The organism is Burkholderia diffusa (genome assembly GCF_902499115.1).
In the GTDB taxonomy this organism is placed as follows: Bacteria; Pseudomonadota; Gammaproteobacteria; order Burkholderiales; family Burkholderiaceae; genus Burkholderia; species Burkholderia diffusa.
Genome location: NZ_CABVPN010000030.1, coordinates 18,642 through 40,377, shown reverse-complemented (window position 1 = coordinate 40,377; position 21,736 = coordinate 18,642). Strand labels below are relative to the sequence as shown.

The following is a 21,736-nucleotide window of genomic DNA, read 5'->3' as shown; positions in this document are numbered from 1 at the left end:
GTCATCTTCTCTCGTCAAACGGAGTCCATGATGGCCTCGAACGAAACCCGCCGCGGTGCCGCCGAGATGGTCGTCGCGATGATGATGTCCGGCACGATCGGCTGGCTCGTGATGTCGTCGCAGCAGCCGCTTACCAACGTCGTGTTCTTCCGCTGCCTGTTCGGCGCCGCGACGCTCGCGATCGTCTGCGCGGCGCTCGGCTTCCTGCGTCGCGCGCTGTTCTCGCCGCGCATGCTCGCGCTCGCGGCGCTCGGCAGCATCGCGATCGTCGCAAACTGGCTGCTGCTGTTCGCCGCGTATTCGCGTGCGTCGATCTCGATGGCGACCGCCGTCTACAACACGCAGCCGTTCATGCTCGTCGCGCTCGGCGCGATCGTGTTCCGCGAACGGATCAGCGCGTCGACGATCGCGTGGCTCGCGCTCGCCTTCATCGGGCTCGTGTGCGTGGTGCGCGTCGAGCCGGCCGTGCTCGCGGTGCCCGGCGAATATCTCGAAGGCGTCGCGCTGTCGCTTGGCGCGGCGTTTCTGTACGCGGTGTCGTCGATCATCACGAAGCACCTGAAGGGCACGCCGCCGCACCTGCTCGCGCTGCTGCAGGCCGGCCTCGGCATCGTGCTGCTCGCGCCGTTCGCGCACTTCGGCACGTTGCCCGCGACGGCCGCGCAGTGGCTCGATCTCGTCGTGCTCGGCGTCGTGAACACCGGCGTGATGTATGTGCTGCTGTACGGTGCAATCCAGAAGCTGCCGGTCGCGATGACGGGCGCGCTGTCGTTCGTCTATCCGGTCGTCGCGATCATCGTCGATCGCATCGCGTTCGGGCAGACGCTCGCGTGGACGCAGGTGCTCGGCGCACTGCTGATCCTGCTCGCGGCGGCCGGCGTGAATCTCGGCTGGCGCATCGTGCCCGCGCGTCGCGCGGCGGCCGGCAACTGAAACGGTCGTGCGATTCGGCTTGCCGCTACGGCAGGTTGCCGACACCCGCTGGCGCCGCGCCCGGGAACGAAGGTTGCGCGTGAAAAACGCTGTAAGAAGTTGTAGGGAAACACCCGATGCGACGCCGCAGCGTCGCTCGTATGATGCGGGCTGTGACGTTGATCACGTTCACAGGATTCCGATCTCATGCCGTTCGCCAAGCAGGCCGAACGGCATTTTTTTATGCGCCGCTCCGCGCGAGCAGGCGCCGCCGTGCGTCGAGCCGCGCGAGCAACACGCGCCTCGCGTCGTCGTCGGACGCGCGCCATCCCTTGATCTCGTCGCGCGTGCGCAGGCAGCCCGCGCACCAGTCGGTGCGCGGATCGATCCTGCATACGTCGGTGCACGGCGACGCGACCGTGCCGACCGATACCGGCATCTCGCTCATGCGTCGTTGCGCAGCGCGACGTCGGCGACCGGCGCACCCGTCAGCGACACGAGTTCCTGCGGCGACAGGTTGAACACCGCGTGCGGATGGCCGGCGGCCGCCCACAGGCTGTCCAGTTCGAGCAGGTCGGCGTCGATCAGCGTGACCGGTTCGACGAGATGGCCGATCGGGCAGACGCCGCCGATCGCGTAGCCGGTGTTGTCGCGCACGAATTTCGCATCGGCGCGGCCGACCGCGCCAACTTGCGCGGCGACCTTCTTCTCGTCGACGCGGTTCACGCCGCTCGCGACGACGAGCACCGGCAGGCCGTCCGATTCGCGGCGAAACAGGATCGACTTCGCGATCTGCGCGACCTCGCAGCCGAGCCCGGCCGCGGCCTCGGCGGAGGTCTTGCCGGTTTCGGCGAGCATCACGATCCCTTTCGCGTGCCCGCGTTCGCGCAGCAGCAGCGCGACGCGTCGCGCGGAGTCGGGGAGAGAGTCGAATGAAGCGGGTGTCGTCATGGAGAATCCGTCAGTGTTGGGGTCAGACGCAACTCGGCGTGTCGGCCGCGCTTTGCGCCTTGGCGAGCAGCGCGCGACCGGCGCGCGACACGTTCGCGCGGCCGATCGCGTTCGAGATGAAGTCGCCGGCGGCGACCACCTGCGCGAGGTCGATGCCGGTGTCGATGCCGAGGCCCTGCATCAGGTACAGCACATCCTCGGTCGCGACGTTGCCGGTCGCGCCCTTCGCATACGGGCAGCCGCCGAGGCCGGCGACCGACGCGTGAAAGATCTCGATCCCTTCGAACAGCGCCGCGTAGATGTTCGCGAGCGCCTGGCCGTAGGTGTCGTGGAAGTGGCCCGACAGCCGCTCGCGCGGAAACACGCGGGTGACCGCTTCGAGCACTTCACGCGTGCGCTTCGGCGTGCCGACGCCGATCGTGTCGGCGATGTCGATCTCGTCGCAGCCGAGCGCGGCGAAGCGCTCGACGACGTCGACGACCGAGGCGACCGGCACCTCGCCCTGGTACGGGCAGCCGAGCGTGCACGACACGCTGCCGCGCAGCCGCAGGCCGGCATCCTTCGCGGCCTTCGCGACCGGCTCGAAGCGCGCGATGCTCTCGGCGATGCTGCAGTTGATGTTCCGCTGCGAGAACGCCTCGCTCGCCGCGCCGAAGATCACCACTTCGTCGGCGCGCGCGGCGAGCGCGTTCTCGAAGCCCTTCAGGTTCGGCGTGAGCACCGAATACACGGTGCCCGCGCGACGCTCGATGCCGGCCATCACGTCGGCGCCGTCGGCCATCTGGGGCACCCATTTCGGCGACACGAACGACGCGGCCTCGATATTGCGGAAGCCGGCGCGCGACAGCCGGTCGACGAGCGCGATCTTCACGTCGGTCGGCACGAAGGTCTTTTCGTTCTGCAGCCCGTCGCGCGGGCCGACTTCGACGATCTTGACGGCGGTGGGGAACGTCATGGTTGTCTCCAGTTTTGTATAAGCGGAATTCAGTAGCCGCGCGCGTAGTCGACGATGCCGCCGACGCGCTCGCCGCGCTCGAGCGCGCGGATCTTGCCGGCGATCTGCTCGACGGCTTCGTCGCGCAGCGTCTCGGCCGAGCTGTGCGGCGTGATCGTGATGCGCGGCGCGTGCCAGAACGGGTGGTCGACGGGCAGCGGCTCATGCTGGAACACGTCGAGCGTGGCGGCGGCGATCCGGCCGCTCGCGAGCGCGTCGAGCAGGTCGGCCTCGACGAGATGCGCGCCGCGTGCGACGTTCACCAGGTATGCGCCCGGCGCCAGCCTGGCGAAGGTCCGTGCCGACAGGATCCCGTCGGTATCGCGCGTGCTCGGCAGCAGGTTCACGAGCACCTTCGCGCCGTCGATGCACGCGTCGAACGCGTCGTCGCCCGCGAAGGTCTCGACACCGTCGAGCCGTTTCGGGCTGCGGCTGTAGCCGCGCACCGGCAGGCCGAGCGCCGCGAGCGCCTGCGCGACCTGCGCGCCGAGCACGCCGAGACCGAGTACCGCGACGGTGAAACTCGCGCGCGGATGCGGTTCGAGCGCCTGCCAGCGGCGCTCGCGCTGCAGCGCGTCGTATTCGTCGAAGCGGCGCAGATAGCGCAGCACCGCGTGCGTCACGTATTCGATCATCTGCCGCGCCATGCCCGAATCCTCGAGGCGCACCAGCGGCACGTCGCGCGGCAGCGTGCCGGGATGCGCGCGGTCGAGCGCGAGCAGCGCGTCGACGCCCGCGCCCAGATTGAAGATCGCGCGCAGGCCGTCGCGCGGCGCGAACAGCTCGCGGGGCGCGCGCCATACGAGCGCGTAGTCGGCCGCGCCCGTGTCGCCCGGCTGCCAGGCGCGCAGCTCGGCCTCGGGCAGCGCCCGTGCGATCGCGCCGCGCCATGCGTCGGCTTCCTGATGCGGCGAGTAGAACAGGATCTTCATGCGCCTACTTCGCGAACAGCTGGCCGATGTCGGCGAACGCCTTGAATTCCAGCGCGTTGCCGCATGGATCGAGGAAGAACATCGTCGCCTGCTCGCCGACCTCGCCCTTGAAGCGGATGTGCGGCTCGATCACGAAGCGCGTATGCGCGGCCTTGAGCTTGTCGGCGAGCGCATGCCATTCATCCATCGACAGCACGACGCCGAAATGGCGGACGGGCACGTCGTCGCCGTCGACCGGGTTCACCGCGCTCTTGCCGGTTTCGTCCGGCGCGAGGTGCGCGACGAGCTGGTGCCCGAAGAAATCGAAGTCGACCCAGTGTTCCGAGCTGCGGCCCTCGGGGCAGCCGAGCAGGCCGCCGTAGAACGCGCGCGCGCCGGCGAGGCTCGACACGGGAAAGGCGAGATGGAACGGGCGCAGCGCGCCGGCGGGCGTAGCGGACATCGGGCGTCTCCTGTCGATCGGAACCGGCGCGGCGGCGCCCGGTTCGATCCGATGCAAGGCAAGCGGGAAGCCCACATTCTACGGTTTCGCGGCGCGTTGCGCCGCCGCGAGGCGGCCAGCCCATACCGCGCGGCCCGAGCCGGCGGCCGTCCCGCGCAAAAGCAAAGCACAAAATATTGGTTCGGCCGCCGTGCGCGGCACGCCACAATTGAATCTCGTCTCCAAGCAAAGCAAGCGAGGGCAATCATGCGCGCATGCAGCAAATCGGCGTGGCCGCCGCGGCTCGTGACCGTTCCGGGCCTGCACGGCAGCGAAGGCGCCCACTGGCAGACCTGGCTGGAGCGGCAGTTCTCGCGTTCGCTGCGGGTCGAACAGGCCGACTGGGATGCCCCCGATCTCGCGCGCTGGGCGCAGTCCGTGCGCGCGCTGCTCGAGCGCGAGCGCGGCCCGTTCGTGCTGGCCGCGCACAGCTTCGGCTGCCTCGCGGCCGCGCATGCGCTCGCGCAATGGCCGCTGGCGGCCGACGTCGCGGGCGTGCTGCTTGTCGCACCGGCCAGTCCGAAGAAATTCACGTTCGCCGGGCCGTTCGACGCGCGCCGGCTCGCGGTGCCGTCGATCGTGATCGGCAGCGAGACCGATCCGTGGATGCCGCTCGCCGATGCGCGCACGCTCGCGCAGCGGCTCGGCAGCGCATTCGTCAATCTCGGCGACGCCGGGCACATCAACACCGCGGCCGGCTTCGGGCCGTGGCCGCGCGCGAAGCATTTCATCGACACGCTGGTGCACTGCGCGGCGCCGCTGCGCTTTCGCGACGCGGACGACGGCTTCGACGCCGCGCTCGTCGACCGTGCGCTCGCGCACGCGATCTGACACTCACGCGCACGCGCTGCGCGGCGCGGGCCGCGCACCGTCGTGCCGCCGGACTTACGACGCTGAAACGGGCCGCACCGCGGCCGGATCCGAGTAGCTCGGCCGGCCGTTTTCGACGTGGCCCGCGAAGCGGCGCGAGAACGTGCCGTTCGCGCCGTCGCTCACCGTCACGTCATACCAGTGATGGCTCGACGCGAGCGCCCATTGCTCGACGTGTTCGTCGCCGCCGTGCAGCGTCACCTGGCGCGCGGGCGTGCCGTATGCGTTGTCGGCCAGCGTGAGCGTCACGTGGCCCGCGCCATGGTTGCGCAGCTTCAGGTACAGGTTGCCGTTCGCGATGTCGTAGCCGGCCTTCACTTCCGGCTGCGCATGGTTGCGGCGGCGCGCCGTCGCGGCCGACACGTTGCCCGCGAACACCCGCACGAAGCCGTTCGGGCCGTACACCGAGAACGCATACGCGCCGTTCGTCTCCGTCAGGTCGAAGTCCGCGTGCAGCACGCGGCGCGCGCCGACCGTGTAGCGCCACGGGCCGTCGGTGCGGTTCGTCGCGTACACCTGGAAGTGCGCGCCCTGGTTGCCGCGGTTCGCGAACTCGATGCGCAGCGTGTTGCCGCCGTAGATGCTCGCGTTCACGTGCAGTTCGTACGGCAGCGCGCGGGCCGGCCGCACGCCGGGCTCCTGCGGATCGATCGGCGACGGCATCGCGGGTACGGTCGGAGCGGGTTGCGACGTGCATTGCTGGTCGGCGATCGAGCGGTACTGGCTCGTGTCGGGCAGCGTCGGAAACGACGCGTCGGACGAGCGGAAGTCGAACGCGGCGGTGAGGTCGCCACAGACGGTCCGGCGCCACGGCGTGATGTTCGGCTCGTCGACACCGAAGCGTTCGCCGATGAAGCGGATCACCGAGGTATGGTCGAACACCTGCGAGCACACGAAGCCGCCTTTCGACCACGGCGACACGACCGTCATCGGCACGCGCGGCCCGAGGCCGTATGGCAGGCCGTCGGCCGTGTAGCTGCCACCGCGGCCGGGATTCACGACCGTGTGCAGTTCGCCGTCGGTGGTCACGGTCGATGCGCCCTGCGCGGCCGACGTCGGCGGCTGCGGCGGCACGACGTGATCGAAGAAGCCGTCGTTCTCGTCGTACATGATGAACAGCACGGTCTTCGCCCACACGTCCGGATTCGCCGTGAGCGCGTCGAGGATCTGCGACGTGTAGTTCGCGCCGTATGCCGGCGTGTATTTCGGATGTTCGGAGAACACGGCGGGCGGCAGCAGCCACGACACCTGCGGCAGCCGGTCGTTGATCACGTCGTCCTTCAGGTTGTCGAGCGTGCGTACCGTCTGCGCGCGCTGGTACAGCGACGAGCCCGGCTTCGCGTTGATGAAGTTCGTGAAGTTCTGCAGGATGTTCGTGCCGTAGTTGCCGTTGTACGGATCGGCCCACGTGAGCCCCTGCTGGTAGATCTGCCACGACACGCCGCGCGCCTCGAGCCGTTCGGGGAAGGTCGTCCACGACAGCAGCTGGTACGCGGGCGGCAGGTCGCCGTCGACGTAGTCGGCGTTGTCGAGCAGCGGGCCGCCGAACTTGCCGGTCGGGTCGACCGTGCCCGTCATCAGGTACGAGCGGTTCGGGTGCGTCGGCCCCGGCAGCGAGCAGAAGTAGTTGTCGCAGACGGTGAACGCATCGGCGAGCGCGTAGTGGAACGGGATGTCCTCGCGCACGTGATAGCCCATCGTCATGTCGGTCTTGTTCGCGGGCCACTGGTCGTAGCGGCCGCCGTCGATCGCCGCGTGGGTCTTCGCCCACGAGTGGTCGAGCGCGCCGAGGCACTGCGCGCTGGTCGTCTTCGTGTCGAGCCGGAACGGCAGCACGGGCTTCGCCGGGTCTTCCTTGGACGGCTGATACCACACCGGCTTGCCGTTCGGCAGCGGAATCGGGAAGCGGTCGTTGTAGCCGCGCACACCGCGCAGGTGTCCGAAGTAATGATCGAACGAACGGTTCTCCTGCATGAACACGACGATGTGCTCGACATCGCGGATCGTGCCGGTGCCGCGCGCGGCAGGAATCGCGAGCGCGCGGCGGATCGATTCGGGGAACGCGTTGAGCGCGACGGCGGCGCCCGCGGATTGTGCGACGGTATGCAGGAAACGGCGGCGGCTCGATGACGTCATGTTATTTCACCTCGGTTCTGCGATCGGGGGGCAGGGACAGGAACGGCGGAATCAATGCGCCGACGATGCGGCGACGCCGGACGCGCCCGGGTTCATCGCGGGCTTCGTGTCGTCGTCATCGTCGGGCGGGTAGTGGACGACGGGCGGCGCGAGCGGTGCGGCATCGGACGCGGCGGCGCTCGCGCCCGCGGCGCTGTTGAACGCGCTCGCGGAGCCGGACGATGCGCCGGCCTGTTGGGAGGCGTCGGCCGCGTGCGCGTCGTGCGGCGCGTCGTCGCTGCAGGCGGCGGCGAGGGTGGCGGCACATAGAACGACGACGAGGGCAGCGCGACGCATGACTTCTCTCCTGGCAGGCGGATCGGGAAACGTTTTCGAGTATGCCGGGAGGATGCGACGATTCGGTGAATCGTTTGCGACCGGAGCATGATCGCGAAATGCTTTCGCAAACCTGACCGAACGCTTTCGCGGAAAGTCGCATCCACGGATGGCGGAATTTTCCGGCGGATGCAGATGCTGCACGCATTAGCATGCGCGTGCGGCGCGACGACCGGGGGCTCGCGGTGATGCACGAAGGTGCGCGGATCACGACCGTCGAAGGGCCCGCACGCGGCGGCGTGTCGAGCCCGGTGCAGCATCATTCATCGAACACGATGCATTTCAGGGCGGCTATTCCACGTCCGGCCAGCCCTGCTGCGCGGCCGCGCTGTTCGACGCGTTCGCGGCGGGTGCCGCGAGCGCTGCCACCGGCGACGTGCGGCATCGTCCCGTGCAACTGTCGGACGACAAGATTCGCGAGCGCATGAGCGGCAACCTGTGTCGCTGCGGCGCGTCCCCGAACATCGCCGCCGCCGTGCGCGCCGCGCACGCAACCACCACGTTTGCACGGGAGGGCAACGCAGTGGAAGCGATCACGTGCGAACGCGCAACGGATGTCGCACGGTGGCCGTGCGGGCGACGCAGCCGCCGCTCGGCGCGCGCTGGCCCGCGAGGTGGGACGACGGCGTGCTTGCGTCGCGGTATGGACCGCGCGGCGTCCGCGTGTTCCGCGCGACGGCTCGCTATCGGGCAAACAGCGGCCAGGTCGCGCCCGCGATCAGCGCGGCCGCGAGCCAGACCACGCTCCACGAACTGACGGCGAGCAGCGGCGGAATCGCGAGCGGCGTCGCGAACAGCCCGAGATAGACGATCGTGTTCGCCATCCCGAGCGCGGTGCCTGCGTGGTTCGCGCCCGCGAGCGTCGCGAGTTCGGTATACGCGACGCCGTGCCAGGCCGACACGCAGATGCCGGCGAACACGAGGATCGCGACGATCGCGGCGAGCGGTACGTGTGGGCTGCCGGCGGTCGCGGCCGCGAGCAGCGCGAACGATCCGGCCGCGACGCAGACCGACCCGCGCAGGTACGCGCGCCGGTTGCCGTGCCGGTCGGTATGGCGGCCGCTCCACACGCGCATCACCATTGCGCCGAGCTGCAACGCCACCATCGCCGCGCTGATGCCGGCGAGGCCGAGCCGGCCGAAATCGTGCAAGAACACGGTCGCGAACGTGAGCACCGCGAACTGCGGCGCACACAGCGCGCCGATGCCGAGCACGATGCGCCACACGCGGCCGCTCGCAAGCGGACTGCGCACGGGCGCGGCCGGCTGCTGCTGCGCGACAGGGCGGTGCGTGCCGGCCGGCGCGTCGGGCGGTTCGTGCAGCCAGCGCCACGTCAGCGCGGCCGATCCGGCGCACAGCAGCATCAACGCGCCGTACACCGCGGCGAAGCCCGCATGCGACGCGAGCGACGGCAGCAGCGCCGCGCCGACGCCGCCGCCGAGCGGCACGGCCGTCTGGCGGATGCTCATCGCGAGCCCGCGTTCGCGTTCGCCGAACCAGCGCATCACCGCGCGTCCGCTCGATCCGTTCACGCTGCCGCCGAGCAGGCCGACGCAGCACATCGCCGCGACGACGCGCATGAGCGGCGGCACCGCGTGGGTGGTCGGGACGATCGTGGCCACCATGAGCGCGAGCATCGCGGCCGTCGCGACGAGGCCGGTGAGCAGCACGTGGCGATCGCCGAAACGGTCGGCGGCGATTCCCCACGGCAACTCCGAGAGCGCGACGCCGAAGCCGAGCGCGCCGAGCACGAGGCCGAGCGCGCCGTTGTCGAGGTGATAGGCCGAGCGCATCCACACGGCGGTGGTCGGAATGCCGGCCGCGGCCGCGGAAAAGCTCATGTTCGCGGCGACGCCGGCCGCGAGCACGCGCCAGCGGTGGGCCGGGCCGCGCGCGGCGTGCGCGGGCGAGGGCTGGGAAGCAAGGCAGGAGGTATCCATGGCGACAGGGCCCGTTCTGGAAATTGACATCGTCAGTGTGGCGATCTACATTCATCCCGAAAATCGGAAAGTTTTTGATGAATCGTTCGATAAAACGGGATGATTGAGATGTCCGGACAAGACAATGCCCACGGCGCGGTGGCGCTCGCACCCGACGCCGCGCTGGCCCGGCCGAACTTCGACGTCGCGGCGTTGCGCAGCCTGGTGGCGGGCGTGGATCTCGGCAGCTTCGCGAAGGCCGCCGATCGCGTCGCGCGTTCGTCGTCGGCGGTGAGCGCGCAGATCCGCAAGCTCGAGGAACAGGCCGGCACGCCGTTGTTCGTGAAGGCCGGGCGCGGGCTCGCGCTGACCGACGCCGGCGACGCGATGCTGCGCTATGCGCGGCGGATGATCGAGTTGAACGATGAAGCGGCCGCGGCGGTGCGCGGCGTGAATCTCGACGGCTGGGTGCGTGTCGGCCTGCAGGAGGACTTCGGCGAAGCGATCCTGCCCGACGTGCTCGGGCGTTTCGCGCGGGCACATCCGAAGGTGAGGATCGAGGCGCGCGTCGCACGCAATGCCGAGTTACTCGAGCGGCTGGACGCCAACCAGCTCGATCTCGCGCTCGTGTGGGGCGACCCGGCGTCGGCGACGCTGGTGTCGCGCGCGGGCATCGACAGCGACGCGATCGCGCAGGTGCCGATGCAGTGGATCGCGGCGGTCGGCGCGAGCGGCTTCGGGATGCCGGACGGCGACGGGCCGGCGGAGGCCGATGACGACGGCGGCGCGCGTCTTCGTGCGATGCGCGCGTCGGGCGAGCCGCTGCCGCTCGTCGTGTTCGACCGGCCGTGCCGCTTCTTCGGCGCGGCGACCGATGCGCTCGATCGCGCGGACGTGCCGTGGCGCGTCGCGTTCACGACGCCGAGCCTGGCCGGGCTGTGGGCCGCGGCGGCGGCCGGCCTCGGGCTGACGGTGCGCTCGCACTACGGGCTGCCCGCGTCGGTGCGCGTGCTCGACGCGGCGTCGTCCGGGCTGCCGGCGCTGCCGAGCCTGCCGCTGATGCTGCTGCGGCGAACGTCGTCGGCGACGCCGACCGTCGAGCGGCTCGCGCGGATCGTCACGCAGGCGGTGCGGGACGCGACGGCGGGGGAGGGGGCGGCGCTCGCGGCGTGACTCGGCGTCCCGCAAGGCGAACTGCCGGTTCGCGCCGTGCACGGGGCCGCAGTGCATGATCTGCCGCACCATCGTCGCGACCCGTTCGATCGCTTGCTCGTCGCGCAAGCTCGGCATGAACCGCAGAAACGCGTGACGGCCGACGCCCGGCTTGCACGCTACGGCCTGTCTCAGGTTCCGACTGCTTGAAACACTCCGGGTGCAGAACGCGCTGGTTGCCGAGCCGAGCCGAATCGAGCAGCGAGCCGCTGCCTATGCAACGGCAATGTCCGGCTCGATCTCGTCGAGTGCCGCAAGCGTCGCTGCCAGCCGCTCCCGCAACCCCTCGCTCGCCGGCACGAACGGCAACCTCAACCCGTCTTCGCACCACCCTTGCGCGGCCAGCACCGCCTTCACCGGTGCCGGATTCGGCTCCGCGAACAGTGCCGCGACGAGCGGCTGCAGCGCGACCGACAGCCGCCGCGCGTCGGCGAGCCGGCCGTCGCGCAGCAGCGCATGAATGCGCACGTGCCATTCGGGCAGCACATGCGCGCTGCTGGCGATCGCGCCGTGCGCACCGGCACACAGCGCGGCGAAGTTCTGGTTGTCGTCGCCGGAGAGGATCGCGAGCGGCGTGTCGTGCACGAGCCGGCTCATCCGGTCGAGCGTCCCGCCGCACTCCTTGATGCCCGCGACGCGCGGATCGCGCGCGAGCGCCTGCAGCGTTTCCAGTTCGACGTTCACGCCGGTGCGGTACGGGATGTTGTAGACGAGCACCGGCAGGTCGGCCGCATCGACGATCGCTTCGACGTGGCGGCGGATTCCGTCCTGCGTCGGCCGAACGTAGACGGGCGGCGTGACGAGTAGCCCGTCGGGGCGCAGCGCGGCGAGTTCGCGTGCACGGGCGGCCGCGAAGAGCGTCGCGCTCGCGGTGAGCCCGACGACAATCGGCAGGCCGGGTACGGCATCGCGCAGCGTCGCGAACACGGCGTCCTGTTCGCGCGCGTCGAGCAGCACGCCTTCACCGGTCGTCGCGCCCGCGACGAAACCCGCGATGCCCGCCTTCGCATAGTGACGCGCGAGCCGCGCGAGCGCGCCGTGGTCGACCTCGCCGTCGTGGAACGGCGTGATGAGCGGCAGCCAGATACCTTCGAAACGTGCTTGCATGAAAAACCTCATGGTGGAAACGGAGTGGAAAGGAACCGTTCCGCCGGCGGTGCGCCGGAGCGAGGCGTGCAAGCAAGAAGATGAAAACGACCTGCGCGCATCCCGTCCGGCATTCGCCTGACGGGACGCGACGTCCCCGTCAGTCGAGGAGTCGTTTTTTCAGTTTCAGCCCGGCCGCGCGCGCACCTGCCGCGATGGCGGCAAGGATCGAGGGCGAGCGCAGGGCAGCGGACATGGATGAACCGTGAAAAGGGCTGAGCGGCGATCTTAACATCGGATCCGGCGCGTACGCGAGCGATGCGCGCCCCGTTTAGCAGGATTCGAGATTTGCTTTGCACGACAGATTGGAAAGCGCGCGGCGTCCGGCCGCTAGAATGCCCGCTTACGTTTGGATGACAGCGCGTACGCGTGCCGTCACGCACATTCACCACCACTGGAAACGGGGCATATCACGATGACAAGCATCAACGGGATCGGCCGCTGGCTGCACACGGGCGCCGCGGCGGCGCTGGTCGTGGCGGCAACGGCCGCGCACGCGGACACGTCGATCCTGAACGTGTCGTACGACGTGACGCGCGAGCTGTACAAGGACATCAACACGAGCTTCGCGGCCGCGTACAAGCAGCAGACAGGCGAAACCGTGACGATCAAGCAGTCGCACGGCGCGTCGAGCGCGCAGGCGCTGTCGGTGCTGCAGGGGCTGCAGGCCGACGTCGTGACGATGAACCAGCCGAACGACATCGACCTGCTCGCCGAGCGCGGCCAGCTGCTGCCGAAGGACTGGCGCGCGCGCTTCCCGGACAACAGCTCGCCGTACTCGACGACGATGGTGTTCCTCGTGCGCAAGGGCAATCCGAAGGCGATCAAGGACTGGAGCGATCTCGCGAAGCCGGGCGTGCAGGTGATCATCGCGAACCCGAAGACGTCGGGCAACGGCCGCTACGCGTACCTCGCCGCGTGGGGCTATCAGAAGCAGAAGGGCGCGACCGATCAGCAGGCGCTCGACTTCGAGAAGGCGGTGTTCCGCAACGTGCCGGTGCTGGACTCGGGCGGCCGCGGCGCGACGACGACCTTCACGCAGCGCGGCATCGGCGACGTGCTCGTCACGTTCGAGAACGAGGTCGCGCTGATGGACACGGGCGCGTCGGGGGCGGAATTCGACGCCGTGTACCCGTCGGCGAGCATCCTCGCGGAGCCGCCCGTCGCCGTCGTCGACAAGGTCGTCGACAAGAAGGGCACGCGCAAGGTCGCGCAGGCGTATCTCGACTACCTGTACACGCCGCAGGCGCAGGAGATCATCGCGCGGCACCATCTGCGCCCGCGCGACGCGGCCGTGCTGAAGAAGCATGCGGCCGAGTTCAAGCCGCTGAAGACGTTCAGCGTCGAGCAGGTTTTCGGCAGCTGGGCGAACGCGCAGAAGACCCACTTCGCCGACGGCGGCACGTTCGACCGCGTGATCGTCGACCGCAAGTAAGCACGCCGCACGCCGCGCGCGTGCGGTCAAGCTGACCGCGAAACCGGCCGCTCATGCGGCCGTTTTTTTTGCGCGTCACGCGTCACGCCCGCTCCGCATTCCCGGCCACCGCCTTCGCGTGCTACGCTCATCGCCTCCCTGCTTCAGGCCTCGCGCGATGAACGTCGATCCGTCCTCTCCAGCTTCCCGCGGCCGTGGCCGCAAGCTCTGGTCGGGCACTCGCCCCGTGATTGCTTACGGGATGCCGCCGCTCGGCTGGCGCGACCTCTATCACCGTGCGCTGACGGTGAGCTGGCCCGTATTCTTCCTGTCGCTCGCGGTGCTGTTCCTGCTGCTCAACGGCGGCTTCGCGACGCTTTACCTGCTCGGCGACGCGCCGATCGCGAACCAGTCGCCGGCCGGGTTCGTCGGCGCATTCTTCTTCAGCGTCGAGACGCTCGCCACGGTCGGCTACGGCGACATGCATCCGCAGACCGTCTATGCGCATCTTGTCTCAACCTTCGAAATCTTCATCGGGATGTCGGGCATCGCGCTGGCGACCGGCCTCGTGTTCGCGCGGTTCTCGCGGCCGCAGGCGAAGATCCTGTTCGCGCGTTACGCGATCGTGCGCCCGCTGAACGGCAAGATGACGCTGATGGTGCGTGCCGCGAATGCGCGCCAGAACGTGATCGCCGAAGCGCAGGCGAAACTGCGGCTGATGCGCGTCGAAGGCACGCACGAGGGTTATACGCTGCGCAAGATCCACGACCTGCCGCTCGTGCGCAGCGAGCATCCGATCTTCCTGCTCGGCTGGAACCTGATGCACGTGATCGACGAAACGAGCCCGCTGTTCGGCGAGACCGCCGAGTCGCTCGCCGCGCGCGACGCGTCGCTGTTGATCACGATCGAAGGTTCCGACGAGACGACCGCGCAAGTCATGCAGGCGCGCTACTCATGGGCGCATGCGGAGATCCGCTGGCGTCATCGCTATGTCGACCTGATGCACGACGAAGGCGGCATCACGCACATCGATTACACGCATTTTCACGAAGTCGTGCCGGTCGATGCCGATACCGACGAGCGTGGCTCGCCGGGCGTGGTGGTCGGGGCCGACGCGGCGACGCAGGCGCCCGGGTCGGCTGCATGACGTCGGCGACCGGCGCTAACGGTCGCCGGCATTCGGTCGCGGCTGTCGCGACCGAATGCCGTGCCGTTCATGCGTCACGCATGCAGCAGACGCGCCGCTTCCCGCTGTTCGACCACGACCGCGCGGCGATGGCCGTCGCGATCCTCGGCGCGCGCGACATAGTCGCCGAGCACGCCTTCGTGCGGCAGCAGGTGCGCGTCGAACGCGGTCTTCAGCGTGCTGGCGAGCAACAGGTCGGCCGCAGTGAAATGATCGCCGACGAGCCAGCGATTGTGAGCGAGCGTTTGCGCGAGTGCACGCTGCACGCGCGTGATGTTGCCCCAGCCGAAGGCGACCGGATTGCCCGACGCGCCGGTGAATTTCTCGGCCATCGCGGGTTCGAGGCAGGTGGACGTGAAGAACATCCACTGCAGGAAGCGGCCACGCAGCGGATCGTCCGGCGCGATGCCGAGCCCGGCGCCCGGGCAGCGATCGGCGAGATAGAGCAGCACGGCACCGGATTCGGCGAACGGTTCGCTGCCGTCGTCGAGCGCGGGCAGCTTGGCCATCGGATTGACCTGGACGAACGCGTCGCTGCCCTGTTCGTGCGAACGCAGGTCGATCGGCACGAGCTCGTAGACGGCGCCGATTTCCTCCAGCATCCACAGCGCCCGGAATGCCCGGGTCTTCGGCCAGTAGTAGAGCTTCATCGCGCCTCCGCGTATCGGTGTGCGTGTCGTTCGGTGGATGCTCAAGCGTACCCGAGCGGGAGAGGTTCGGACAGGGGCGGAAGGTGGAAGCTGGAATCTGGTAGCGAGTTCCGCGCAAAGCCAGGTGCTGCCGAAGTTCATGAAATAACTAGTTATTAATGAACTAGTCGTGAATTGACGGATGAATGCCCGACCGACGCGGCCGCGACCACGCGGGTCCGACGGCAGAGTCGGCGGCTGGTCGCGCGAGCCCGGACGATGGTCGTCGACGGGACGCGAAACACGAAAGTCGGCCACCCAGCGGGTCGAACGAGTAGATTGAATTCAAGGCCAGGCGATCGCATTCGGCGAGTCAGGCGCTGCGTGATGCGCAGCGTGCCGGTTCGATCGCATACGGAGCACATCAACGAATGGCGAACGACGATCGCACCACGATCATTCCCCGGCGCACGCCGCAATCGGCTGCGATGCGCACGGAGCTCCAGCGGACGATGGCGATCACGACGCGGCTCAACCGTCTGACGTTCGACGATGCGGACGAAGTCCGGGCATTGTTCGGGGAACTGATCGGCAAGCCGATGGACGACGGCTTCCTGCTGATCCCGCCGTTCTACGCAACGGGCGGCGCCGATACGCGGATCGGCCGCAATGTATTCGTCAACCAGAACTGCACATTCTACGACCTCGGCGGCCTCGATATTGGCGACGACGTGATGATCGGCCCGAACGTCAGCCTCATCACGTCGGGCCATCCGCTCGAGCCATCCCGCCGACGCGACGCAGTCGTCGCCCGGCCGATCGCGATCGGGCGCAATGTGTGGATCGGCGCGGGCGCGACGATCATCGGCGGCGTGTCGGTTGGCGAGAACTCGGTTGTCGGCGCGGGTTCCGTCGTGACGCGCGACGTTCCACCGAATACGCTGGTCGGCGGAAACCCGGCGCGGATCATCCGTTCGATTGCCGAGTGAGGGCGCTTGCGGGCGCCGCCGGCTGCGGAGCGAATGTGGACAACCGGCCGCGCGGTTCACTCGAAATGCTGTGGATTCGAACGGTGAGCGTGCCGCCGGAGGCCGAATTTGCGGGGTTTTCCGGCATTTGACGCCGATCGCCGGCAGGGCCGTGAACCGACGTTGCCGATGCGCCGACGGCAAATCTTCGCGCCGGGGCGGTTGTGGATATCCGGGCCCCGGAACCACTCGGCACGCTGTGCATTTCACCGGTGAGTGCGACCTCGTGCGGCCCGATGCGCGAGGCGGGGTGTGGACAACCGGGTTCCCGACGACGAAAAAAGCTGTGCGCTGGAACGGTGAGCGCCGTCGCCCGATTGCACGTGAGACTTGCCTGGTGCGGACTTTCAGGGCGTCGCGCACAATCCGGAACGCCGCGCATTCTAACGGCGTGCGCGGATCGTCGACAGGTCCGCACCCGCATCATGGTGTGGATATCCTGCCGCAGGCTTCACTCGAATCGCTGTGTATTTCAATGGTGAGCGTCGGCGACCGGTCGGACCGGGCGTCGGCTCGTGCGCCGGTTTCTGATCGTCGACTGCGGCTTCGAGGGTCGCGCATTCTAACCGCACTCGCGATCGCGCGTTTCATTCGAGTGTGTGCCGCGATGTGGATATCCGGTCGCCGGAACCAGTCGACGTGCTGTGTATTTCAGCGGTGAGGGCGGGCGCGTGCTGTTCGGCCGCGTCGGTGTGAGGCCGGATCTCGCGGCCTCGGCGGGGCTGCGGGCGCTGCTGTTCACGCCTGAATCGGCGACTGCGTGCGGCGACTGCGTGCGATAGCGTGCCGACGCTCACCGTCGAATTTCACAGCGTTTGGAGTGGTCGTGGGTCGGGCTGTCCGCACCCGGGGCGGCGTCCTCGTTCGATCGCCGTGCCACCGCTCACCGTCGGAATTCACAGCGTTTCGAGTCGTCGTGGATCGCGCTGTTCACACAGGAATCGGCGCTCTCGTTTGGTCGACGATTGCCGCTCACCGTCGAATTTCACAGCGTTTCGAGTCGTCGCGGGTTGGGTTGTCCACACCTGAATCGACATCCTCGTTCGATCGCGTGCCGGTGCTCACCATCGAAATTCACAGGGTTTTTAGTGTCTGGTGGTGGTGATGTCCACACGCGGACCTGCGCCTCGTTCGGCCGCGCGACGGCATGTATCGATGAACCCCAAAGCCTCGTCAGGGCTCGCGCACGGACGCCCCCATCCGCGCCGAAGCCGGCCGCGGCACCCGACACGCGCTCGCAGGACCCGCGCTTGCATTGCCGCGACGAGCGGACCGCGCTCCGGAGCAACGCACGGGCGGACAGCGGTGTGGATATCGCACCGCCGAACCGAGTCGCAAATCTGTGCATCCGACAGGTGAGAGCGAGCGTCGCCGCGGCCGGACAGGCATCGGGCGGTGTGGATATCTCCCGCCGACATCGACTCGCCTTGCTGTGGATTTCAACGGTGAGCGCCGGCATCCGCTCGAACCGCGGGCCGATCGAGGTGTGGACATCCGGCCGCCGACGCGACTCGAAACCCTGTGCAATCGACCGGTGAGCGCGCCCGCCCGTTTCGCTCGCAGTCCCCGGCATTGTGGACATCCCGCATCTGCGACCAATCGGAACGCTGTGCATCCGATGGGTGAGGACGCGCCTGTTCCGCCGCGCGAACCCTTGCCGCACGGCCCGCGAGCGCACACCGCCGCGCCCGCGGGCGGCCTCCCGCCTATCCCCGCGTTTTCGAGGCAACCGCATCGCCCACGCCGAGATGCCTCCAGAAGCCGTCCGCCGCTCCGCGCGAAAACTCTCTCAATTCCCGGCCAAATCCTGCGCAGTTTTTCTCGCTCCGGCGCCGTTCGAGCAAGATGAGAAAAAACTTTCTCGTCCTCCCGCGAAAAAATAGAGGCATCCAGTTGGCCCGGCCGGCGTCGCCCGACGCCCCCGATGCGCAGCCCAGAACACACAATCAGGAGACATCCCCCATGACCGCCCGACTGCCCGTTGACGGCACGCCCGCGCTATCCGACTACCGCCTGACCGACAACCTGACCGCCACGCGCGGCCGGATCTTCCTGACCGGCACGCAGGCGCTGGTACGCCTGCTGCTGATGCAGCGCGCGTCCGATACCGCGCAGGGCCTGAACACGGCCGGCTTCGTCAGCGGCTACCGCGGCTCGCCGCTCGGGATGGTCGACCAGCAGCTATGGAAGGCGAAGAAGCTGCTCGACGGCAGCGGCGTGCGCTTCCTGCCCGCGATCAACGAGGAACTCGGCGGCACCGCGGTGCTCGGCACGCAGCGCGTCGAGGCCGACCCGGAGCGCACCGTCGATGGCGTGTATGCGATGTGGTACGGCAAGGGCCCCGGCGTCGACCGCGCCGGCGACGCGCTGAAGCACGGCAACGCATATGGCTCGTCGCCCCACGGCGGCGTGCTGGTGGTGGCGGGCGATGACCATGGCTGCGTGTCGTCGTCGATGCCGCACCAGAGCGACTTCGCGATGATCGCGTGGCACATGCCGGTCGTGAACCCGTCGAACATCGCGGACATGCTCGAGTTCGGGCTGTACGGCTGGGCGCTGTCGCGCTTCTCGGGCGCGTGGGTCGGCTTCAAGGCGATCTCGGAGACCGTCGAGTCGGGCTCGACCGTCGATCTCGACGCGCTGCAGACGCAATGGCCGGCGCCAGCGGGCTTTACGCCGCCGTCGGGCGGTCTGCACAACCGCTGGCCCGACCTGCCGAGCCTCACGATCGAGGCGCGCCTCGCGGCGAAGCTCGACGCGGTGCGCCATTTCGCGCGCACCAACAGCATCGACAAGTGGATCGCGCCGAGCACGCACGCGAACGTCGGCATCGTCACGTGCGGCAAGGCGCACCTCGACCTGATGGAAGCGCTGCGCCGGCTCGACCTCACCGTCGCCGACCTGGAAGCGGCCGGCGTGCGGATCTACAAGGTCGGCCTGTCGTATCCGCTCGAGATGACGCGGATCGAAACCTTCGTCGACGGCCTGTCGGAAGTGCTCGTCATCGAAGAGAAGGGCCCGGTGATCGAGCAGCAGATCAAGGACTACCTGTACAACCGCGCGGACGGTGCGCGCCCGCGCGTGCTCGGCAAGCACGATGCCGAAGGCGTGTGCCTGCTGTCCGAGCTCGGCGAGCTGCGCCCGTCGCGCATTCTGCCGGTGTTCGCCACCTGGCTCGCGCGCCACAAGCCGGCGCTCGATCGCCGCGAGCGCGTCGTCGATCTCGTCGCGCCGCAGATCCTGTCGAACGAGGCGGACGCGGTGAAGCGCACGCCGTACTTCTGCTCCGGCTGCCCGCACAACACGTCGACGAAGGTGCCCGAAGGATCGATCGCGCAGGCCGGCATCGGCTGCCACTTCATGGCGTCGTGGATGGAGCGCGACACGACGGGCCTGATCCAGATGGGCGGCGAGGGCGTCGACTGGGCCGCGCACGCGATGTTCACCAACACGAAGCACGTGTTCCAGAACCTCGGCGACGGCACCTACTTCCACTCGGGCATCCTCGCGATTCGCCAGGCCGTCGCCGCGAAAGCGAACATCACGTACAAGATCCTCTACAACGACGCGGTCGCGATGACGGGCGGCCAGCCGGTCGACGGCAGCATCTCGGTGCCGCAGATCGCACGGCAGGTCGAGGCGGAAGGCGTGTCGCGCTTCGTCGTGGTGTCCGACGAACCGGAGAAGTACGACGGCCATCACGGCCTGTTCCCGAAGGGCACGACGTTCCATCACCGCAGCGAACTCGACGCGGTGCAGCGCGAGCTGCGCGAGACGCCGGGCGTCACCGTGCTGATCTACGACCAGACCTGCGCGGCCGAGAAGCGCCGCCGCCGCAAGAAGGGCGAGTTCCCCGACCCGGACAAGCGCCTGTTCATCAACGACGCGGTATGCGAAGGCTGCGGCGACTGCGGCGTGCAGTCGAACTGCCTGTCGGTCGAGCCGCTCGAGACGCCGCTCGGCCGCAAGCGCCGCATCGATCAGTCGTCGTGCAACAAGGATTACTCATGCGTGAACGGTTTCTGCCCGAGCTTCGTGACGGTCGAAGGCGCGGCGTTGAAGAAGGCCGCGGGCGCGGCGTTCGACGAGGCGGCGCTCGCCGTGCGCGTCGACGCGCTGCCGGTGCCCGCGACGCATCTCGACGCGGCGCCGTACGACATGCTCGTCACGGGCGTGGGCGGCACCGGCGTCGTGACGGTCGGCGCGCTGATCAGCATGGCCGCGCACCTCGAAGGCAAGAGCGCGTCGGTGCTCGACTTCATGGGCTTCGCGCAGAAGGGCGGTTCGGTGCTGTCGTTCGTGCGGATCGCGTCGAGCGACCGGTGGCTCAACCAGGTGCGCATCGACACGCAGCAGGCCGACGTGCTGCTCGCGTGCGACATGGTCGTCGGCGCGAGCGCCGAGGCGCTGCAGACGGTGCGTCATGAGCGCACGCGGATCGTCGTCAACACGCACAGGATTCCGAACGCGTCGTTCGTGCAGAACCCCGACGCGAACCTGCACGCGGATGCGCTGCTCGAAAAAATGCACCATGCGGCCGGTGAAGGCTACCTGTCGAGCTGCGACGCTCAGGCGCTCGCCGCGAAATTCCTCGGCGATTCGATCGGCGCGAACATCCTGATGCTCGGCTACGCATGGCAGCTCGGCCTCGTGCCGGTGTCGCTCGCCGCGATGATGCGCGCGATCGAGCTGAACAACGTCGCGGTGCCGATGAACAAGCTCGCGTTCGCGATCGGCCGAATGGCGGCCGGCGATGCGGCGGGCCTCGATGCGTTGTGGAACGCGCGTCACGCGGTGGCCGCGCACGCCGCGGCGGAAACGCTTGCCGAACTGATCGCCGATCGCGAAGCGCGTCTCGAGGCATATGGCGGCGCGCGTTACGTCGAGCGGTACCGTGCGCTCGTGAACGCGGCCGCCGCGAAGGGCGACGACGCGCTGACACGCGCGGTCGCCACGACGTTCTACCGGCTGCTCGCGGTGAAGGACGAATACGAGGTCGCGCGGCTTTTCACGGACGACGCGTTCCGCACGGCGCTCGAGGCGCAGTTCGAAGGCGTGCCGGGGCAGGCGTATCGCGTGAAGTTCAACCTGGCGCCGCCGACGGTCGCGAAGGCCGGCCGCGACGGCAGCGTGCCGAAGAAGCGCGTGTTCGGCCAGTGGATGTGGCCGGTGTTCGGCATGCTGGCGCGTGTGCGCAGCCTGCGCGGCACGTGGCTCGATCCGTTCGGCCGCACCGTCGAGCGCAGGATGGAGCGCGCGCTCGCGGACGACTACGAGACGACGCTCACGCGCGCGCTCGCTGCGACGACCACCGGCAATGCGGCGCAGGTCACGCAACTGGCCGACCTGCACGCCCGCGTGCGCGGCTTCGGTCACGTGAAGGTGCGCAACCTGGCCGGCGTGAAGCGCGCGGAGCGCGAGCTCGCGCTGCAGCTCGGCATCGACGCGGCGACGAGCGCGGCCGTGCAGCACGCGCTCGACGAGATGAAGGGCGCCGGCATGTTGAAGGGAATTCCGGTCGTCGTCGCGAAGTAACGCGAACACGGGCGGA

General features: G+C 68.8%; 18 protein-coding genes and 2 pseudogenes. 10 read left to right on the top strand and 10 right to left on the bottom strand.

The window, feature by feature from the left end; all coding sequences use genetic code 11:
* The first annotated feature begins 30 nt into the window (after positions 1 to 30).
* Positions 31 to 933: a DMT family transporter gene (locus tag BTE28158_RS26545; protein WP_151052448.1), complete on the top strand. Its 903-nt coding sequence runs from the start codon at positions 31 to 33 to the stop codon at positions 931 to 933.
* A 220-nt stretch (positions 934 to 1,153) separates the two neighbouring features.
* Here the strand turns inward: BTE28158_RS26545 and BTE28158_RS26540 are convergent, their stop codons facing one another.
* Genes BTE28158_RS26540 through BTE28158_RS26520 form a run of 5 tightly spaced genes read right to left on the bottom strand, consistent with a single transcriptional unit; the run spans position 1,154 to position 4,231 of the window.
* Positions 1,154 to 1,360 (bottom strand): DUF1289 domain-containing protein, encoded by a 207-nt coding sequence (locus tag BTE28158_RS26540; RefSeq protein WP_059599985.1) that lies wholly within the window; start codon positions 1,358 to 1,360, stop codon positions 1,154 to 1,156.
* Positions 1,357 to 1,863, bottom strand: a complete 507-nt coding sequence (locus tag BTE28158_RS26535) for a YbaK/EbsC family protein (RefSeq protein ID WP_124626458.1) — start codon at positions 1,861 to 1,863, stop codon at positions 1,357 to 1,359. The genes BTE28158_RS26540 and BTE28158_RS26535 overlap by 4 nt, the downstream gene beginning before the upstream one ends.
* A gap of 22 nt (positions 1,864 to 1,885) precedes the next feature.
* Positions 1,886 to 2,818, bottom strand: a complete 933-nt coding sequence (locus tag BTE28158_RS26530) for a hydroxymethylglutaryl-CoA lyase (RefSeq protein ID WP_059599987.1) — start codon at positions 2,816 to 2,818, stop codon at positions 1,886 to 1,888.
* A gap of 29 nt (positions 2,819 to 2,847) precedes the next feature.
* Complete coding sequence (locus BTE28158_RS26525) at positions 2,848 to 3,789, bottom strand: 2-hydroxyacid dehydrogenase (protein ID WP_174920171.1); 942 nt, start codon at positions 3,787 to 3,789, stop codon at positions 2,848 to 2,850.
* A gap of 4 nt (positions 3,790 to 3,793) precedes the next feature.
* A complete protein-coding gene (locus BTE28158_RS26520; protein WP_044846155.1) occupies positions 3,794 to 4,231 on the bottom strand; it encodes a VOC family protein in 438 nt (145 codons plus the stop codon).
* A 246-nt stretch (positions 4,232 to 4,477) separates the two neighbouring features.
* Between BTE28158_RS26520 and BTE28158_RS26515 the strand changes: the two genes are divergently transcribed.
* Positions 4,478 to 5,101 carry an RBBP9/YdeN family alpha/beta hydrolase gene (locus BTE28158_RS26515; RefSeq protein WP_059599990.1) on the top strand — a complete coding sequence of 208 codons (624 nt, stop codon included), beginning with the start codon at positions 4,478 to 4,480 and terminating at the stop codon, positions 5,099 to 5,101.
* Between the two features lie 54 nt (positions 5,102 to 5,155).
* On the opposite strand, the gene BTE28158_RS26510 is transcribed toward BTE28158_RS26515, so the two are convergent.
* Together BTE28158_RS26510 and BTE28158_RS26505 are read right to left on the bottom strand one after the other, a co-directional pair.
* Complete coding sequence (locus BTE28158_RS26510) at positions 5,156 to 7,276, bottom strand: phosphocholine-specific phospholipase C (RefSeq protein WP_151052322.1); 2,121 nt, start codon at positions 7,274 to 7,276, stop codon at positions 5,156 to 5,158.
* A 51-nt stretch (positions 7,277 to 7,327) separates the two neighbouring features.
* The gene (locus BTE28158_RS26505) at positions 7,328 to 7,612 is read right to left on the bottom strand and encodes a hypothetical protein (protein ID WP_151052324.1); all 285 of its coding nucleotides are present in this window, start codon (positions 7,610 to 7,612) and stop codon (positions 7,328 to 7,330) included.
* A 218-nt stretch (positions 7,613 to 7,830) separates the two neighbouring features.
* Here BTE28158_RS26505 and BTE28158_RS32615 point away from each other — a divergent pair.
* Positions 7,831 to 8,144: pseudogene (locus BTE28158_RS32615) on the top strand (2Fe-2S iron-sulfur cluster-binding protein); the annotation flags it as partial.
* 190 nt (positions 8,145 to 8,334) lie between these two features.
* Here the strand turns inward: BTE28158_RS32615 and BTE28158_RS26495 are convergent.
* Positions 8,335 to 9,591, bottom strand: coding sequence for an MFS transporter (locus BTE28158_RS26495; protein ID WP_174920169.1), 1,257 nt, complete (start codon positions 9,589 to 9,591; stop codon positions 8,335 to 8,337).
* Positions 9,592 to 9,699: 108 nt separating this feature from the next.
* On the opposite strand from BTE28158_RS26495, the gene BTE28158_RS26490 reads away from it, so the two are divergent.
* A complete protein-coding gene (locus BTE28158_RS26490; protein WP_124901977.1) occupies positions 9,700 to 10,743 on the top strand; it encodes a LysR substrate-binding domain-containing protein in 1,044 nt (347 codons plus the stop codon).
* A gap of 18 nt (positions 10,744 to 10,761) precedes the next feature.
* Positions 10,762 to 10,932, top strand: a pseudogene (locus BTE28158_RS33005) (PIN domain-containing protein); the annotation flags it as partial.
* Positions 10,933 to 10,995: 63 nt separating this feature from the next.
* Here BTE28158_RS33005 and dapA read toward each other — a convergent pair.
* Positions 10,996 to 11,889 (bottom strand): 4-hydroxy-tetrahydrodipicolinate synthase, encoded by an 894-nt coding sequence (gene dapA / locus BTE28158_RS26485; protein WP_151048832.1) that lies wholly within the window; start codon positions 11,887 to 11,889, stop codon positions 10,996 to 10,998.
* On the opposite strand from dapA, the gene BTE28158_RS32855 reads away from it, so the two are divergent.
* The 3 genes from BTE28158_RS32855 (at position 11,888) to BTE28158_RS26475 (ending at position 14,489) form a co-directional block, all read left to right on the top strand.
* Positions 11,888 to 12,010 carry a hypothetical protein gene (locus tag BTE28158_RS32855; RefSeq protein ID WP_260436514.1) on the top strand — a complete coding sequence of 41 codons (123 nt, stop codon included), beginning with the start codon at positions 11,888 to 11,890 and terminating at the stop codon, positions 12,008 to 12,010. The genes dapA and BTE28158_RS32855 overlap by 2 nt on opposite strands.
* Positions 12,011 to 12,343: 333 nt before the next feature.
* Complete coding sequence (locus BTE28158_RS26480) at positions 12,344 to 13,363, top strand: sulfate ABC transporter substrate-binding protein (protein WP_151048831.1); 1,020 nt, start codon at positions 12,344 to 12,346, stop codon at positions 13,361 to 13,363.
* Between the two features lie 157 nt (positions 13,364 to 13,520).
* Positions 13,521 to 14,489, top strand: a complete 969-nt coding sequence (locus BTE28158_RS26475; protein WP_151048830.1) for an ion channel — start codon at positions 13,521 to 13,523, stop codon at positions 14,487 to 14,489.
* 74 nt (positions 14,490 to 14,563) lie between these two features.
* On the opposite strand, the gene BTE28158_RS26470 is transcribed toward BTE28158_RS26475, so the two are convergent.
* The gene (locus BTE28158_RS26470; protein ID WP_059599998.1) at positions 14,564 to 15,178 is read right to left on the bottom strand and encodes a glutathione S-transferase family protein; all 615 of its coding nucleotides are present in this window, start codon (positions 15,176 to 15,178) and stop codon (positions 14,564 to 14,566) included.
* A 410-nt stretch (positions 15,179 to 15,588) separates the two neighbouring features.
* Here BTE28158_RS26470 and BTE28158_RS26465 point away from each other — a divergent pair, with 410 nt between their 5' ends.
* Positions 15,589 to 16,146: a sugar O-acetyltransferase gene (locus BTE28158_RS26465; RefSeq protein ID WP_151048829.1), complete on the top strand. Its 558-nt coding sequence runs from the start codon at positions 15,589 to 15,591 to the stop codon at positions 16,144 to 16,146.
* 2,001 nt (positions 16,147 to 18,147) lie between these two features.
* Positions 18,148 to 21,720: an indolepyruvate ferredoxin oxidoreductase family protein gene (locus tag BTE28158_RS26460; protein ID WP_151048828.1), complete on the top strand. Its 3,573-nt coding sequence runs from the start codon at positions 18,148 to 18,150 to the stop codon at positions 21,718 to 21,720.
* Positions 21,721 to 21,736: the final 16 nt, after the last annotated feature.